Origin of the sequence: Halomonas dongshanensis (genome assembly GCF_024790395.1) — a bacterium.
Lineage (GTDB): Bacteria > Pseudomonadota > Gammaproteobacteria > Pseudomonadales > Halomonadaceae > Vreelandella > Vreelandella dongshanensis.
On the sequence record NZ_JAJISC010000004.1, the window covers coordinates 176,806 to 191,657 of the forward strand.

The 14,852-nt window shown below is 60.4% G+C and carries 10 protein-coding genes; 1 reads left to right on the forward strand and 9 read right to left on the reverse strand.

Annotated elements, in window-relative coordinates:
• Window positions 1-113: 113 nt before the first annotated feature.
• The 3 genes from LLY24_RS09925 to LLY24_RS09935 form a co-directional block, all read right to left on the reverse strand.
• On the reverse strand, window positions 114-1,883 hold the full coding sequence (locus LLY24_RS09925) for an SLC13 family permease (protein WP_259036136.1): 1,770 nt from the start codon (window positions 1,881-1,883) through the stop codon (window positions 114-116).
• A 288-nt stretch (window positions 1,884-2,171) separates the two neighbouring features.
• Entirely contained in the window at window positions 2,172-2,378 is a 207-nt protein-coding gene (locus LLY24_RS09930; RefSeq protein WP_054641278.1) for a cold-shock protein, read from the reverse strand.
• 200 nt (window positions 2,379-2,578) lie between these two features.
• Window positions 2,579-4,273: a GMC family oxidoreductase gene (locus LLY24_RS09935; protein ID WP_259036137.1), complete on the reverse strand. Its 1,695-nt coding sequence runs from the start codon at window positions 4,271-4,273 to the stop codon at window positions 2,579-2,581.
• A gap of 302 nt (window positions 4,274-4,575) precedes the next feature.
• Between LLY24_RS09935 and LLY24_RS09940 the strand changes: the two genes are divergently transcribed.
• Window positions 4,576-5,958, forward strand: a complete 1,383-nt coding sequence (locus LLY24_RS09940) for an NAD-dependent succinate-semialdehyde dehydrogenase (RefSeq protein ID WP_259036138.1) — start codon at window positions 4,576-4,578, stop codon at window positions 5,956-5,958.
• Window positions 5,959-6,029: 71 nt separating this feature from the next.
• On the opposite strand, the gene LLY24_RS09945 is transcribed toward LLY24_RS09940, so the two are convergent.
• The 6 genes from LLY24_RS09945 to LLY24_RS09970 form a co-directional block, all read right to left on the reverse strand.
• Window positions 6,030-6,779, reverse strand: coding sequence for a tellurite resistance TerB family protein (locus tag LLY24_RS09945; RefSeq protein ID WP_259036139.1), 750 nt, complete (start codon window positions 6,777-6,779; stop codon window positions 6,030-6,032).
• Between the two features lie 85 nt (window positions 6,780-6,864).
• Window positions 6,865-9,930: an AAA family ATPase gene (locus LLY24_RS09950; RefSeq protein WP_259036140.1), complete on the reverse strand. Its 3,066-nt coding sequence runs from the start codon at window positions 9,928-9,930 to the stop codon at window positions 6,865-6,867.
• Complete coding sequence (locus LLY24_RS09955) at window positions 9,927-11,075, reverse strand: exonuclease SbcCD subunit D (protein ID WP_259036141.1); 1,149 nt, start codon at window positions 11,073-11,075, stop codon at window positions 9,927-9,929. The genes LLY24_RS09950 and LLY24_RS09955 overlap by 4 nt, the downstream gene beginning before the upstream one ends.
• A gap of 51 nt (window positions 11,076-11,126) precedes the next feature.
• Complete coding sequence (gene nadE / locus LLY24_RS09960; protein ID WP_259036142.1) at window positions 11,127-11,951, reverse strand: ammonia-dependent NAD(+) synthetase; 825 nt, start codon at window positions 11,949-11,951, stop codon at window positions 11,127-11,129.
• Entirely contained in the window at window positions 11,948-12,484 is a 537-nt protein-coding gene (locus LLY24_RS09965) for a CinA family protein (protein ID WP_259036143.1), read from the reverse strand. The genes nadE and LLY24_RS09965 overlap by 4 nt, the downstream gene beginning before the upstream one ends.
• Before the next feature lie 352 nt (window positions 12,485-12,836).
• On the reverse strand, window positions 12,837-14,498 hold the full coding sequence (locus tag LLY24_RS09970; protein WP_259036144.1) for an SLC13 family permease: 1,662 nt from the start codon (window positions 14,496-14,498) through the stop codon (window positions 12,837-12,839).
• Window positions 14,499-14,852: the final 354 nt, after the last annotated feature.

The following is a 14,852-nucleotide window of genomic DNA, read 5'->3' on the forward strand; positions in this document are numbered from 1 at the left end:
CAGACAAAAATAGCGGGGGGAACGCAATCGCCCCAAAAGACGTACCCTAGCGTAAAGCCGCCCGCCCCGCGAGTGCGAACGCCCTTCTTCCCAGGGGGCTTTTCATTCTGGCATTAAAATGGCCAAAAAAGCGGCACGAGGGTCACGACCACCGCGCCCGTCAACACGTTGAGCCCACCGCCCACGCGCGCAAAATCACCGATACGGTAACCGCCGGGGCCGTGCACCATCAGGTTGGTTTGGTAGCCAAGCGGGGTGAGAAAGCTCGCCGAGGCGGCGTACATCACGGTCAAAATGTAGGGCATTGGGCTCACGCCAAGGCTCTCGGCCCCGGCCATGACGATGGGAAAGATGATCACCGCAGCGGCATTGTTGGTGACCACCTCGGTCAGCAGCGCCACCACCAGATAGGTGCCCAAGAGCAATAGCCAAGGATTGCCGCCGACCAGATCCAAAAGCCCCCCCGCCATGGCCTGGGCCGCGCCGGAACTCTGCAGCGCCGCCCCAACGCCAAACGAGGCCGCAATGGTCAATAGCACCTGGGTATCCTGGCTGCGCTTGGCCGCCCCTACGCTACAGCAGCCGCTCATCACCGCGATGGCCGCACCCAGCATGGCGGCGTTGAGCATGCTGAGCACGCCCGTCGCCGCCAGAAAGATGGCCCCCAGCAGCAAAGCCCAGGCCAGCGGCGCTTTTTCGTGCACCGGGCGCGCCGAGCCGTTGAGCTCGCTGATCAACAAGAAGTCCTTGGATTGGCGGTGGCGCTCGATGAAGGGAGGGCGCGCTTCCAGCAGCAGCACATCGGAGGGCTGTAGACGTACCTGTCCCAAATTGCCCCGCACCCGCTCGCCGCCCCGGCAAATTGCCAGCACGGCGGCGCCGTAGAGGGTACGAAAGCGGCCATCGCGCAGGGTTTGGCCGATGAACTGGCACTGATCGGACACCACCGCCTCGACCAGACGGCGCTCCTTGAACTCCTTTTCCAGGCTTGACCCTGCATCGCGTGAGGGAATCAGCCCGCGAATCTGCTGAAGCTCCACCGCCGCGTCGCTGGTGCCTACGAACACCAAACGATCACCCGCTTTGAGACGCTCGCCAGGGCCGACCACGCTGACTACGTTACCGGCACGCTCGATCTCGACCAGAAAGAGCTCCTGCAGGTGGCGAAGCCCCGCTTCCTCTACCGTTTTATCCACCAGCGCCCCTTCGGGGTCGACCTCCATCTCGATGGTGAACTCGCGTGGGTTGGCAAATACGCCGGACACGCTTTCACGCGCGGGCAGAAGCTTTGGCCCCAGGAGTATCAAATAGCCAAGCCCTACCAGCGCCACGGGAATGCCCACCCAGGCCAAATCGAACAGATGCAGATTGAGTTCAGGGTAGCGCTGGGTAACGAGGCCATAGACGACCAGGTTGGTACTCGAGCCGATCAGCGTGACCGTGCCGCCGAGGATGGAGGCAAAGCTCAGCGGCATCAAAAGCCGCTGCGGCGAAAGCTGCAAACGGCGGCTCCAGCTCATCACCGCAGGAATGTAGGTCGCCACCACCGGCGTATTGTTGAGAAAGGCGCTAAGCCCCGCCACCGGCAGTAAAAGACGCGCCAAGGCGCTGCGCTCGCGCGTGGGACGGCCCAGCACGTAGCGAATGATCAAATCGATACCGCCGGTTTCGCGAATGCTCGCCACCAGCACGTACATGAAGGCTACGGTGAATAGCCCACTATTGGAGAAACCCGCCAGCGCCTGGTTGGTATCGATCACCCCCAACGTCAGTAGCAGGATCACGGCGCCGAGCAGAATCATGTCCGCCCCCAAACGCGTCAGCGCCATCAGGGGAAAAATGGTCATGACGACCCCGGTAGCGATCCAGGCATCCAACGACATAAGGGTTTGATCCTTTCAGCATAAAACGGCAACGCACGAATGAGTTAGGCGACGACTAGGCTCATTGTGCCGTGATTTACATATGCTAAAAAGTTATTTTTAGAAACAAATTAAGAAGACAAAGGAATATGGTGAGGAGTGAGGAGTGAGGAGTGAGGAGTGAGGAGTGAGGAGTGAGGAGTTAGTCAGTATTCGCTTGGCAAACGTCAGGCAACAAAAAACCCCGCCGAAGCGAGGTTTTTCGAGGACATCAGCGCGAAGGCGCCGATGCCTCCATCAAAGTGGGAATTAACCCAGGACTTTGATGTTGGAAGCCTGAAGGCCTTTTTTACCCTGGGTGACGTCGAAGGAAACCTTCTGGCCGTCTTGCAGAGTTTTGAAGCCGTCAGCTTGAATCTCGGAGAAGTGCGCGAACAGGTCGTCGCCGTTGTCGTCCGGAGAGATGAAGCCGAAACCTTTAGTGTCGTTGAACCATTTAACGGTACCAGTTGCCATGATCGAAATCCTCGATTTAGCTTTAAGTAGAGCCGGGGAAATACCCGAGTTACAGTGGGTAAAACAAGAAACTTGGACCAGACTCAAACGCTTACGGGCGTTTCGATAGTACTGACAACGTTCGACTTGCTAACCTACTGTTTGCAGCATGCGCCTTGTTGTAACGCACGTCAACACTGTACTCGAAAAAAATGTCAGCGTCATGACGACGCTTCTAAAATCCATCGCGCGGCCTTTTCGGCGATCATCAGGGTCGGAGAGTTGGTATTACCGCTGGTGATCGTGGGCATGATACCAGCATCGGCAATACGCAGCCCGCTTATACCGTGCACCCTCAAGCGCGCATCGACCACGGCCATGGGATCACTGCTTCGCCCCATGGCCGTCGTGCCCACCGGGTGAAAGATCGTCGTGCCGATATCTCCCGCCAGGCGTGTTAGCTCTTCGTCGCTCTGGTACTGGGGTCCGGGTTTGACCTCTTCCGGAGCGTATTTGGCCATCGCCGCTTGCCCCATGATACGCCGCGTTACTCGCAGCGAGTCGGCCGCCACCTGACGATCCTCCTCGGTGCTCAAATAGTTCGGCATGATCATAGGGGGTGCCGCTGGGTCGCGACTTTTAAGACGCACCCTCCCCCGGCTCGACGGGTTAAGGTTGCACACGCTGGCGGTAATCGCGGGATAGGGGTGCAGCGGCTGACCAAAGGCTTCCAGGCTCAAGGGCTGAACGTGGTATTGAAGATTGGGATGAGCGTAGGCTTCGCTGCTGCGAGTGAAAGCGCCAAGCTGCGAAGGCGCCATGCTCATGGGCCCAGTACGCCGCATTAAATACTCCCAGCCAATGCCCGCTTTGCCCCATAGGGTGCTGGCAATGGCGTTGAGCGTTTTGGCCTTGCTGACACGATACACCGAACGTATCTGTAGGTGATCTTGCAGGTTCTCGCCCACTCCAGGGAGGTCATGCACCACCTCGATGCCCTGCTCGCGCAGGTGCGCTGCTGGCCCCACCCCGGAAAGCTGTAAGAGATGCGGCGAGCCAATCGCGCCGGCGCACAGCACGACCTCCTTGAGCGCGGCCACCTCGACCACCGCCCCCTCGCGCACGACCTCGACGCCCCGGCAGCGTGGCTGATCTTGGCCTGCATTAAAGCCCGCTGTATCAAAGCAGAGCCGATTGACCTGGGTCGAATGCCAGAGGGTGAAGTTGGGGCGCTTCAACGCGCCGCGCAGAAACGCCTTGGAGGTGTTCCAGCGCCAGCCGTTGCGCTGATTGACCTCGAAGTAGGCCACACCTTCGTTGCAGCCGCGATTGAAGTCCTCGGTGCGCGGAATGCCCGCCTCTTCGGCAGCGGCGGCCACATCATCCAGTACCGGCCAGCTCAAGCGCTGCTTCTCTACCCGCCACTCGCCTCCGTGGCCGTGAAAGTCGCGGTGGGCGGCGTCGCCATGGCCTTCAGCGTCAAGGCGGTAGTGGTTCTCGTGGCGCTTGAAGTCGGGCAGGCAGTTCTCCCAGCGCCACTCGCCGCAGCCGACGACCTCGGCCCAGTGGTCGTAGTCACGCGCCTGGCCGCGCATATAGATCATGCCGTTGATGCTCGAACAGCCGCCCAGCGTCTTGCCGCGTGGATAGATCAGCGAGCGGCCGTTCAAGCCTGCGTCTGGCTCGGTCTTGAACAGCCAGTCGGTGCGCGGATTGTTGATGCAGTAGAGATAGCCCACCGGCACGTGGATCCAGTGGTAGTTGTCGCGCCCGCCCGCCTCGATCAAGAGCACGCGGTTGTTGGGGTCTGCGCTGAGCCGGTTGGCCATGAGGCAACCTGCGGTACCAGCTCCCACGACGATGTAATCGAAGCTGCACTTGTCGAAGCTACGCTTGTCGTTATTCGTTGCGCTCATCCGCTCGCCTCTTATGGGTAGGTATGGCTAGGTTTTATTTATGGCTAGGTTTTATTTATGAACAGATTTTATGCGCTGGCTACTTTTCGCCAGCCGCTCGCTTACCTACTTTTTATAAGGCGGTTGACTGACGGCACAACTCGACTTTGTGGGCAGGCGCTTTTGTCACACCGAATTACCGCTACATTATTACGCAGAGCGCGATCACCTTGGCTACAGTGGTAACGGCATGCCAATAGACCAGTCTCTTTTGGCAGCAGCACAGTCACCGTTTTTACGTTGATCAAAAGATAGGAGGTCTTGTGAGCAACTCGATTACGACTGTCAACCCCGCCACCGGCGCCACCCTGAAAAGCTACGACCTGATGGATGCAGGTAAGGCCAAAGAGATTATCGATGCCAGTCACCGCGCTTTTCTCGACTGGCGTCTCAAGCCGCTCGATGAGCGTGCCAAGCTGATCAAGGCGCTGGGCAAGACGCTTGCCGAGCATAAAGACGAGATCGTCGAACTCATGGTCGACGAAATGGGCAAGACGCCCTCGAGCGCAGCCGACGAAGTCGATCTGTGTACCGGCATCTGCGACTACACCGCCGAGCACGGCCCAACCAAGCTCGCCGACGAGCAGCGTAAGCCCGGCAACGGCGAATCAGGCTTCATTACCTACTCGCCCATGGGCGTGATTTACGGCATCCAGCCGTGGAACTTCCCCGCCTACCAAGTAGTGCGCTACGCCGTCGCCAACCTCATGGCGGGCAACACGGTACTGCTCAAGCACGCCGAGTGCGTCACCGGCAGTGGCCTGCTATTGGAGAAGCTCTTTCGCCAAGCGGGCCTTCCCGAAAACGTCTTCCGCGTGCTGGTGATCGACCACGACACCTCCAACGAGGTCATCGCCCACCCGCACGTGCGCGGCGTGACCTTGACCGGTAGCGATACCGCCGGGCGTAAAGTTGCCGCCAAGGCCGCCGAGCATCTCAAGAAGACGGTGCTGGAGCTGGGCTCCAACGATGCCTACCTGGTGCTCGACGACGCCGATCTCGAGGTCGCCGTGGACACCTGCGTTACCGGGCGCCTCTACAATGCGGGCCAGACCTGCGTGGCGGCCAAGCGCTTCATCGTCACCGAGAAGAACTTCGAGGCCTTCCGTTCGCGCTTCGTCGAGAAGATGAAGACCATGCAGACTGGCGATCCGCGCGCCAAAGACACCGACTTCGGCCCCATGGCGAGGGAGGATCTACGCGATACGCTGCACGAGCAAGTGGAAGAGAGCGTCAAGAAAGGCGCCAAGATTCTTTGCGGCGGCGAGAAGCCCAGTGGCAAAGGCGCCTTCTACCCGGTCACCGTGCTCGATGAGGTCAAACCTGGCCAGCCCGCCTACGACGACGAGCTCTTTGGCCCGGTAGCCGCACTGATTCGCGCCAAGGATGACGAAGACGCCATGCGTATCGCCAACGACAGCCGTTACGGCCTTGGCGGCGGCATCATTTCGACCGATGTGAAACGCGCAAGCGAACTGGCCAGCAAACACTTCGATACCGGCATGGTGTTCATCAACGGCTTTGGTGTGGCCACCCCGGAGATGCCCTTTGGCGGGGTAAAAGACTCCGGCTACGGCCGCGAACACGGCGGCTTCGGCATGCACGAGTTCGTTAACGCCAAGTCGGTGATCGTGGTCTCTTCGTAACGTTTCACCCACGCCTTTCACACGCTAAACGCCAACCGCCACGTCATGGACGTGGCGGTTGGCGTTCTGAGCTAGTCGGCGTGACGCGCCTGATGTTCGAGCTCACCCGCCACGTCACGGGGAATCTTCAAGGCGCCAGCGAGCTGGTCGAGCCAAGCGCGCTCCATGGGGTTCTCCTCGTCGATGACGGCGAGGCTGATCAAATACATTTCACGCGCGGCCTGCGGTGAATCGGCCTGCTGCGCCAGGGCATTAGCATCGAGCGGCGCGTTTAGCTGCTGCTCCACCCAGCGGTGAAGTTCGTCATCGGCCCCCAGGGCGTCGATCTGTTGGGCGATCAACTCGCGCTCAGCGGCATCGATATGGCCATCGGCGCGGGCGGCCATGATCATCGCCTGTAACAGCTCTAGGCTGCGCCGCTCCTGGTATTCGCCTTCGAGTACATCGACTCGCTCGCCCTCGGCGGCCGCCTCTTCGGGGCCAGCGGCGCTGGTGGCGCCATCGGCCATACCCTTTTTATCCTGAGCGTTTTGCCACGCCTTCCACGCCAGCATCCCGACACCTGCGATGGCGCCATACTTCAGCGCCTTGCCGCCCAGCTTACGCCCGCGACTCGAGCCCACCAGCATGCCCAGCGCACCACCGCCCAAGAGGCTTTTCATATCCACGCCGCCGGAAGAGGAGCCGCCGCCCGCACCGCCGCCCAGCTGTCGCGATAGCCCACTGAGCATGCCCTTCACGTCTACGCCACCGGGCTTGCCGCCTTGGCTCTTGCCCCCGGCCTGCTGCATCAACTGCTGCAAAATCTTGCTTGCGTTCATGCTTGCTCTCTCCGACTGATACGAATGTGTGGACTAGGGTTGATCAGATGTTTGGCGTTGGCCTTTGAGTATTATCGACCATCGCTCACGCGCTCGCCTGGCCGCGCACCTGAATCGAGCTGCCCGTTCGCGCGGCGCTCACCTCTACACGGACTGGCATTTGCGCCTTGAGTTCGCTGACGTGTGAGATCAGCCCGATGGTGCGCCCACTCATCTGCAGCTCGCTGAGCATGGCAATGGCCTGCTCCAGCGCCTCAGCGTCGAGGCTGCCAAAGCCTTCGTCGATGAACAGCGTATCCAGCTGGATGCCCCCCGCGTAGCCCTGAACCACGTCAGAAAGGCCAAGCGCCAGCGCCAGCGCCGCCATGAATGACTCGCCCCCGGAGAGAGTCGCCACCGGGCGCTGCTTACCGCTATAGGTATCGTCGACGTCGAGCTCGAGCCCCGAAGCACGCGTGCCGCCGGTGGCCTCTTGGCGGCGTACCAGCCGGTAGCGCCCGTGGCTCATACGGTTGAGGCGCGTCGATGCCTGTAGCAGCACATCGTCGAGCAGCACGCCAAGCACGAAGCGCTGCAGGCTGATGCGCTGCCCTACCCGCCCGTTGGCCACCTCGCTAAGTGTTCCCCACACGCGATAGCGCTCCTCCAACGCCGCCTGCGCCGCGTGCGCGGCTTCAAGCTTACTTCGGGTATCGAGCAGCTGGTTGATGCGCTGCGCCAGCGCCTGCAGGGCCTGATCGCACTCGCGCTCCTGGGCTTGGGCTTCTACCACCCGCGCGTCGAGGGCGGGCGTATCCGGCGGAGTCTCGTTTTCCAGCCGCTGGCGCAAGCCATCGCGCTGGCCTTCAAGGCGCTGCAGCGCCTGATGAAACTGCTGTACCTGCGCCTCGAAGCGCTGCTGCTCGGGGGCATCGAGCCGGGCGGCGCAGAACGCGGCCTCGTCAGTAAAGGGACTATCCTTTAGCGCCGCCTGCCAGCGCTTTTCTTGGGCCTCGGCGTGAGTCTTGGCTTCGTCGAGTTGAAGACGCGCTTGCTGGAGCACGGCCTGCCCACGGGCAAGTTCGGTGGTGGCGTGCTGGTGGCGCTCGCGCGCTGCTTCAAAGGCGCGCTCGCCCTGGGTTATTTGCGTGGTGAGCGCTTGCAAACGCGCGTCGAGTTCGGCAAGCGTTGCGTCTTGGGGCAAAGCGGCGCGCAGCGACTGGCAGCGGGCGTCGAGCTGAGTAAAGCGCTGATACGCGGCCTCCACCGCAGGGCGCTGCTGCGAAACGCTCGCCTCGGCGTGGCGCCACTGATCGCGCAGCGTAGCAAGCGCTTGCTCTTTCGCGTTGATACGCTCGGCGTTTTGCGCGGCAAGCGCCACCTGCGCTTGAAGGCGTTCGGCTTCGGCCTCCAAGGCTTGGCGGGGCCGTTCACCCCACTCGCCCAAACGCTGGGTGAGCTTTTCGCTCTGCGCTTGGGCGTGGTCGAGCGTTTGAGCGAGGCGGTCGCAGCGTTGGTGCTGCTCGCTCCAGGCCGCATGGGCGGCGTCGTGCTCGGCGCGCGCCCGCTTGACCGCCTCTTGCGTCACCAGCGGCGCTTTATCACTTGCCGGGGCCGGGTGCTCGCGGCTACCGCATACGGGGCACGGCGTATCGGTCTCGAGCGTGCGCGCCAGCAGCGCCGCCTGGCCCTGGTGCCAACGCATTTCGGTATCCAGTGCGGTATGCTCTTTATTACGCTGGGCTTCGCGTAGTGTGGCGAGCTCGGCCTTCGCGCTGACTAACGTCGCGCGCTGACGTTCAATGTCACCCAGGAGCGTCGCGCGCTCGTCGAACTGCTCGAAAACGGCGATAAAGGTGCGCTGGCGCTCATGGCTGCCTGCCAAGTTAGCGGCTTCTTTCTGCGCACTCGCTAGAACGTCGCGCTCGGCCTCCCCTTTCGTGCGCAGCTGAACCAGCTGCTTTTCGGCCTGAGCAAGATGCTCACGGGCACTCTGCCAGTCGCGCTCCAGGCGCTTACGCTCTGTCTCCGCGCTTGTAAGCTCGCGGCACTGCGCCACGGCATGCTGTAGATGGTGCTGCTGCTCGCGCCAGGCGGGTAGCTGCTTCGCCTCGGCGTCGGCGGCGTGCCAGGCCGTTTGTGCCTTTTCGGCATCATGGGTAAGCACGTCGAGGCGCTCGAAAGCCGCTTTCTCGGCACTTTGCGCCTTGGCTCGTGACTGCTCGGCCTGGCGCTTAGCATCGAAGGTTCCGGCGAGCGCGCGGGCCTGGCTATCGGCTTTCAGTGCCTCGGAAAGCGCCTGGATGGCGGGAAGCTCGGCCTGGTGGCGCGCGTACTCGTCATCGAGGCGACGCTGCTGCTCGAATAGCGCAGCGAGCGCGCTGCCCGCCTGCTGCGCCCGCTCGCTCGCTTGGCGTGCTTGGCGGGCGCTATCGAGCGCCTTTTGGGCATCGTCGCGTTGAGGCGTGAGCTCTTTGAGCGCGTCTTCGAGCTCGGCTTCACTTTCCAGATCACTTGCCGCCAAGATGCCCGCCAGGCGGTGGCGGTGCGCCTTGACCTCCTGCTCGATACCGCTTGCCTGCTCACGAAGGCGCTCTTCGATGCGCTGGTAGAGCTGGGTCTGAAAGAGCTGGGAGAAGATCGTCTCGCGCTCTTGAGAGCCCGCCAGCAACAGCTCACGAAACTTGCCCTGGGGCAGCACCATGACCTGGCGAAACTGCTTGGCATCCAGCCCAATCAGCTGTTCGAGCTCTTGGGTGGCATCGTTGACCTTACGCGCTACCAGCAGGCTCTCCACCTCGCCGTTGGCGTCCAAACGCCACAGCTGCGCTTCGGCCTGCTGCTGGGTGAAGCCATCGCCGCGCGCCTTGGGGCGAGGCTGCTGCGGCACACGACGCACGCGGTAGCGCTCACCGCGCAGCTGAAACTCGAAGCACACCTCGGTGAGCAGCGTAGCGGGCGATTGATCGCAGCGCATTTGGCTGGCGTCGCGCTCGGCCCCCGTGGTTTGGCCGTAGAGGGCAAAGCAGATGGCGTCGAGAATCGAGCTTTTACCCGCGCCAGTGGCTCCGTTGATGAGAAACAGCGGATGTTTGCCAAGGGCTGTGAAGTCCAACGTCTCGGTGCCCGCAAAGGGGCCAAACCCTTGCAGGGTCAGGCGTAGCGGCGTCATGCGTTCTCCTCGCGGCTGCGGGTGAGCGAGGTCAAGAGCTGGCCTAAGGCGTCACTCTGCGCTTCGTTTAGCGGCTCGCCGCCCACCTGCTCGAAGAAGTCGTGGCAGATGGCCAGCGGGTCGATTTTGAGCCGCTGGCGCTCGAGCGCGCTTGCCCCTTGGGCGGCAAACATGCCAGGGCGCTCCAGGTGCAGTACGTTGGGATAGACCGCCCGCAGCTTGCCTATCGGGTCAAGCAGCGCGTGGCGGTCGGTAAGGCGCACCAGTAGGTAGTCCTCCGGCGCTGGATCGTTGGCCGCCCCCTCGATGAGCGCGTCGAGCTCGCCTTCGAGCAGACGCACCTCGTGGCGCGGGTGTAGATCGACGTGGCGAATCGCCGTGACGCCCTCGGGGGTGATATCCACCAGCGTTACGCCCTTGCGCTGACTCACCTCGGAGAAGCTGTACTTGAGCGGCGAGCCGCTGTAACGCACATGCTCACCGCCGCGCTGCTGTGGGCCGTGCAGATGGCCTAGGGCGACGTAGTCGAAGCCCTGCATGGGCTCCCAAGCCACGCTCTCGGCGCCACCCAACGACAACGGGCGCTCGGAGTCAGAGGCGCTGGCACCAGCAACGAAGCAGTGGCTCATGAGCACGGTGGGGCGCTTGGGCCGCCGGGCGTGTTCGATACGCTCGACGAGGTAGCGATGGGCAGCGTCGAAATCCCGTGCGTCTACCTTGAACAGGCTGCGCACGCTCTCGGGGTCGGCGTAGGGAATGCCGAAGATATCTACCTCGCAGCCGTCCACGCTGAGCATGACCGGTACGTCGAAGGCGCTCAGGTCGGTGAGAATATGCAGCCCCGCCTGGCGCAAATGGCGCGCGCCGAAGCCCAAGCGCTCGGCGCCATCGTGGTTGCCCGAAATCATCACTACCGGCACACCGCGGGTTTGACACAGCGCGACGAGCACCTCGTCGAGCAGCTTGATGGCACTCGCCGGGGGCACCGAGCGGTCGTAGATGTCCCCGGCGATGAGCACGGCGTCCACCGCCTCGCGATCGACGATATCGATGAGCTGATTCAGCACGTGGCGCTGTTCATCGAGCAGCGAGACGTTATGAAAAAGCCGCCCTAAGTGCCAGTCGGCGGTGTGAAGAAGGCGCATGGCAGGCTCGTCTTATAGGTGGCTAGAGCGTGACCTGCATTATGCCAGCCTTCAGGGTGTGATGGGCAGTTGCCGCTTGTGCGCAGTGCGCGCGTAGGTGTCTTCAATGATGGTGCGCGCGGCTTCACTTACACTCTGTCCGACCAGAAAGGCATCGATATCTGCGTAGGAGACGCCGAGAGCTTCTTCGTCAGCAAAACCCGGCTTGAGTGTTTCGAGATCCGCTGTAGGCTGCTTGGCGACCAGTGACTCGGGAGCGCCCAGTTCGTTGCCCACTATGCGTACTTGCTGCTTGGTCAACCCGGTGAGCGGCGCCACATCACAGGCGCCGTCACCGTATTTGGTGAAAAAGCCCATTAGCGCCTCGGCCGCTTGATCGGTTCCTACGACTAGCCCGCCCTTCGCCCCAGCTACGGCATATTGAGCCACCATGCGTTGACGCGCTTTGATGTTGCCTAGTACGAAATCACGGTGATGATCGTCGCGAAACGTAAGCCCGCCCGCTTCCAAAGCACTCATCGTGGCATCACTCGCTGGCTGGACGTTTACGGTCAGCACCTCATCAGGCTGGATGAAGTCGATCGCTGCTTGGGCGTCGTCCTCGTCATGCTGGGTGCCATAGGGTAGTCGCATGGCGTAAAAGCGGGCCTCGATGCCTTGCTCGCGGGCTTGCTCAACGGCAAGCTGAGCCAGCCGCCCGGCCACGGTGGAATCGACGCCGCCACTGATGCCGAGCACCAAGGCGTGCTGTCCCGACTCACGCATGTGGTTGCAGAGAAAATCGACGCGCCTTTGCCTCTCCTCAGCCGGATCGATCGTCGCCTTGACCTCCAGTGCTTGCTGAATGTCGGCTTGCGAAGATAACGGCTTGCTCATGATGTTGTCTCCTTGTCCTGATCGATGTCGTAGGCAGATGCCTCTTTACGAATGACGGCGCCGTGATACGTTGGTATCTGCTTAAGCGCGTGATGCGCCGCTGCCAAACGAACGTCGTTGCGCTCGCCCGGGAAATGGCGTGTTTCGACAAACAAAAAGGTTTTACCATCATGCCGAAGCGCCCAGGCAAAGCAAACAGTGCCTACCGGAATGTCATCATGTGGCTTTGGGCCTGCGATGCCAGTATTAGCCACGGCAATATCCGCGTCGTTGTTATCCAGAGCGCCTAATGCCAGCTCACGTGACGTCGCTTCGCTCGTAAGGCCATAGGTATCAATAGTCTCAAAGCTGACGCCAAGATAGCGGTGTTTGGCCTGAGGCGAGTAAACAGCAAGTCCACAGTCAATCGATTGACCGCTTCCGGGTATACGAGCAAGCTCGGAAACGATTAGGCCAGCGGTACAAGACTCAGCGGTTGCAAGCGTCAATTCGTGCTCTTGAAGGTATCGCACGGTTGATTCCAACAGATCCATGTTCGGTCTCCTAGGTGCGGATGACGATGTTGCTATGGGATGTAAGTACTAGTTAATTAAGTACTAGGTGATTAAGTACTAGGTGATTAAACAATAAGTCTCTGAATATCAGCCATCTAACGCATCCTTTGCGTATTACTACTGAAAGCCTCCTCTCGTCCATACTGCATTAGCCACTATAGATACTCGTTCTGATTTGTCGAAAAGTAGTCAATAGCGGCACTCATCGCTCTAAGTAACGCCTAGCGTTATAAAAAAAGCTCTCATCATGTGATGAGAGCCTTATTAGATGGGTCAAAATTCAACCCATGTTGTCGAGCTATTTAGTTACAAAAAACTTAGTTACAAAAACTCAGTTACGAAACGCCTCGGGGTAGATATGCAGATCCACGCCCCACAGCATGGGCAGGAGGAAGTAGACCGCACCGGCGATAAGGAACATGGCGAGGATGTTGAGGCCGAAACCGTTGCGCACCATTTCGATGATCTTGATCTTGCCGGTAGCAAAGATGATCGCGTTGGGCGGTGTGCCGACCGGCAGCATGAAGGCGCAGTTGGCCGCCATGGCCGCAGGCACCATCAGCGCGAAGGGATGTACGCCGAGTGCCAGCGCCAGCGAGGCGAGCACGGGCAGGATCATGGTGGCGGTCGCGGTGTTCGAGGTAATCTCGGTGAGGAACAGCACCATACCGGTCGCCAGCAAAATCACCATGACGAAATTGACGCCTTCGAGCACGCCCATCTGCGCACCGATCCAGTTGGCAAGGCCCGAGGAGCCAAAGCCTGCCGCGATCGCAAGACCGCCTCCGAAGAGCAGCAGGATCCCCCAGGGCACGTCACGGGCGATTTCCCAATCCAACAGGCAACCGCCCTTGTTCGGCGAAGGAATCAAAAAGAGCAGCACGGCGGCGGCTACCGCAATCATGGTATCGCTGATGCCGGGGATGTTGATGATCTGTCCCTGCCATAAAAACGAGCGAGTGATCCAGAAGAAGGCCGCAAAGAGGAAAACGCCAAGGACCGCCTTCTCTTCGAAGGAGATTTTACCCAGGGCCGCTTTCTCTTTTTGGATCAGCTCACGCCCACCCGGGAGCTTGCTGAACTTCACCGGATAGATCAAATAGGTAAGCATCGCCCAGCCCGCGAATAGCAGCACCACGACCACCGGGAAGGCGAACATTAGCCAACTGGCGAATGAGATCTCGTAGCCAAATAGCTCATTCACTACTGCCGCCAGGATGATATTGGGAGGCGTGCCGATCAGCGTACCCAAGCCGCCAATGGTGCCACCGTAACCCACACCAAAAATCAGCGCCTTGCTGAACTTGTCGATGTCGTCGCTGTTATCGCCGCCCTGCTTGGCTAACTCCTGGCTGACCTGATAGACGATGGCCGTACCGATAGGCAGCATCATCATGACCGCTGCGGTGTTGGAGACCCACATAGAGAGAAAGCCCGTGGCGGCCATGAAGCCGAACACGATGCTATTGATGCTGGTACCCAAAATGGAAATGATCGTCAGCGCGATGCGCTTGTGTAGATCCCACTTCTCCATCGCCAGAGCGATCATAAAGCCGCCAAGGAAAAGGAAGATGATCGGGTTACCATACGCCGCCGTTACCGCACTGCCTTCCAGCGCTCCGGTGATCGGTAGCAAAATGATCGGCAGCAGCGACGTAACCGGGATGGGAATGGCTTCGGTGATCCACCACACCGCGACCCACAGCGTGGTCGCCAGCACCATGCGTCCTTCGAAGCTCAGGTCGGCCGGATGGAAGAACAGGAGCACGAAAGCAAACAGCAGCGGCCCGAGCACGAGACCCACCGTTTGCGGCTTGTTATAGGCAGGCGGACGCGGCGCTGGGCCACCCGCGCCGCCGTTACGCGCAGAGGCACCATCGTTATCGGCTTCAGCGGGGGCTGCGCCAGGCGCACTGGTCGTGGGCAGCGCACACATCAGCAGTTTCTTGGCTTGATCGTGGGAGTGCCATAGGTGGTCCCACACGGTCGTCATGGCAGTTAGGCGCATTGGAAGGTACCGCTTGCAAGTCAGGATGAATAAAAGGTCGTGTGTTCGTTGTCAATCGTCAAGATCAGTCGGCGCTGACCCGATAGCGTCGGGCGCCCTTTATTCACGTCCCAGCCCTATTAGTCCAGCGATAGGTGAAAAAATACAACCAAAGTCTAACGACTAGAGTCTTATAAATTAGATGCATTTAATTTTACGAACCGACACAATTTCTTATACAACAGCTGTCCCTGCGACGCTTTCTTAGCATTACACAGGTTAAATTTGCTGATAGGACAAGCTGCCACAAGACTCCAAAATCTATTCAAAAGGCTTACAAGAATACCATTATGTACAACT

What these genes read in the sequence shown, in the direction of transcription:
- nadE (WP_259036142.1), bottom strand. Translation starts at nt 11,951, where the DNA reads ATGAGCAAGCCGTTATCTTCGCAAGCCGACATTCAGCAAGCACTGGAG.
- LLY24_RS09925 (WP_259036136.1), bottom strand. Translation starts at nt 1,883, where the DNA reads ATGTCGTTGGATGCCTGGATCGCTACCGGGGTCGTCATGACCATTTTT.
- LLY24_RS09965 (WP_259036143.1), bottom strand. Translation starts at nt 12,484, where the DNA reads ATGGATCTGTTGGAATCAACCGTGCGATACCTTCAAGAGCACGAATTG.
- LLY24_RS09950 (WP_259036140.1), bottom strand. Translation starts at nt 9,930, where the DNA reads ATGACGCCGCTACGCCTGACCCTGCAAGGGTTTGGCCCCTTTGCGGGC.
- LLY24_RS09955 (WP_259036141.1), bottom strand. Translation starts at nt 11,075, where the DNA reads ATGCGCCTTCTTCACACCGCCGACTGGCACTTAGGGCGGCTTTTTCAT.
- LLY24_RS09945 (WP_259036139.1), bottom strand. Translation starts at nt 6,779, where the DNA reads ATGAACGCAAGCAAGATTTTGCAGCAGTTGATGCAGCAGGCCGGGGGC.
- LLY24_RS09930 (WP_054641278.1), bottom strand. Translation starts at nt 2,378, where the DNA reads ATGGCAACTGGTACCGTTAAATGGTTCAACGACACTAAAGGTTTCGGC.
- LLY24_RS09970 (WP_259036144.1), bottom strand. Translation starts at nt 14,498, where the DNA reads ATGACGACCGTGTGGGACCACCTATGGCACTCCCACGATCAAGCCAAG.
- LLY24_RS09935 (WP_259036137.1), bottom strand. Translation starts at nt 4,273, where the DNA reads ATGAGCGCAACGAATAACGACAAGCGTAGCTTCGACAAGTGCAGCTTC.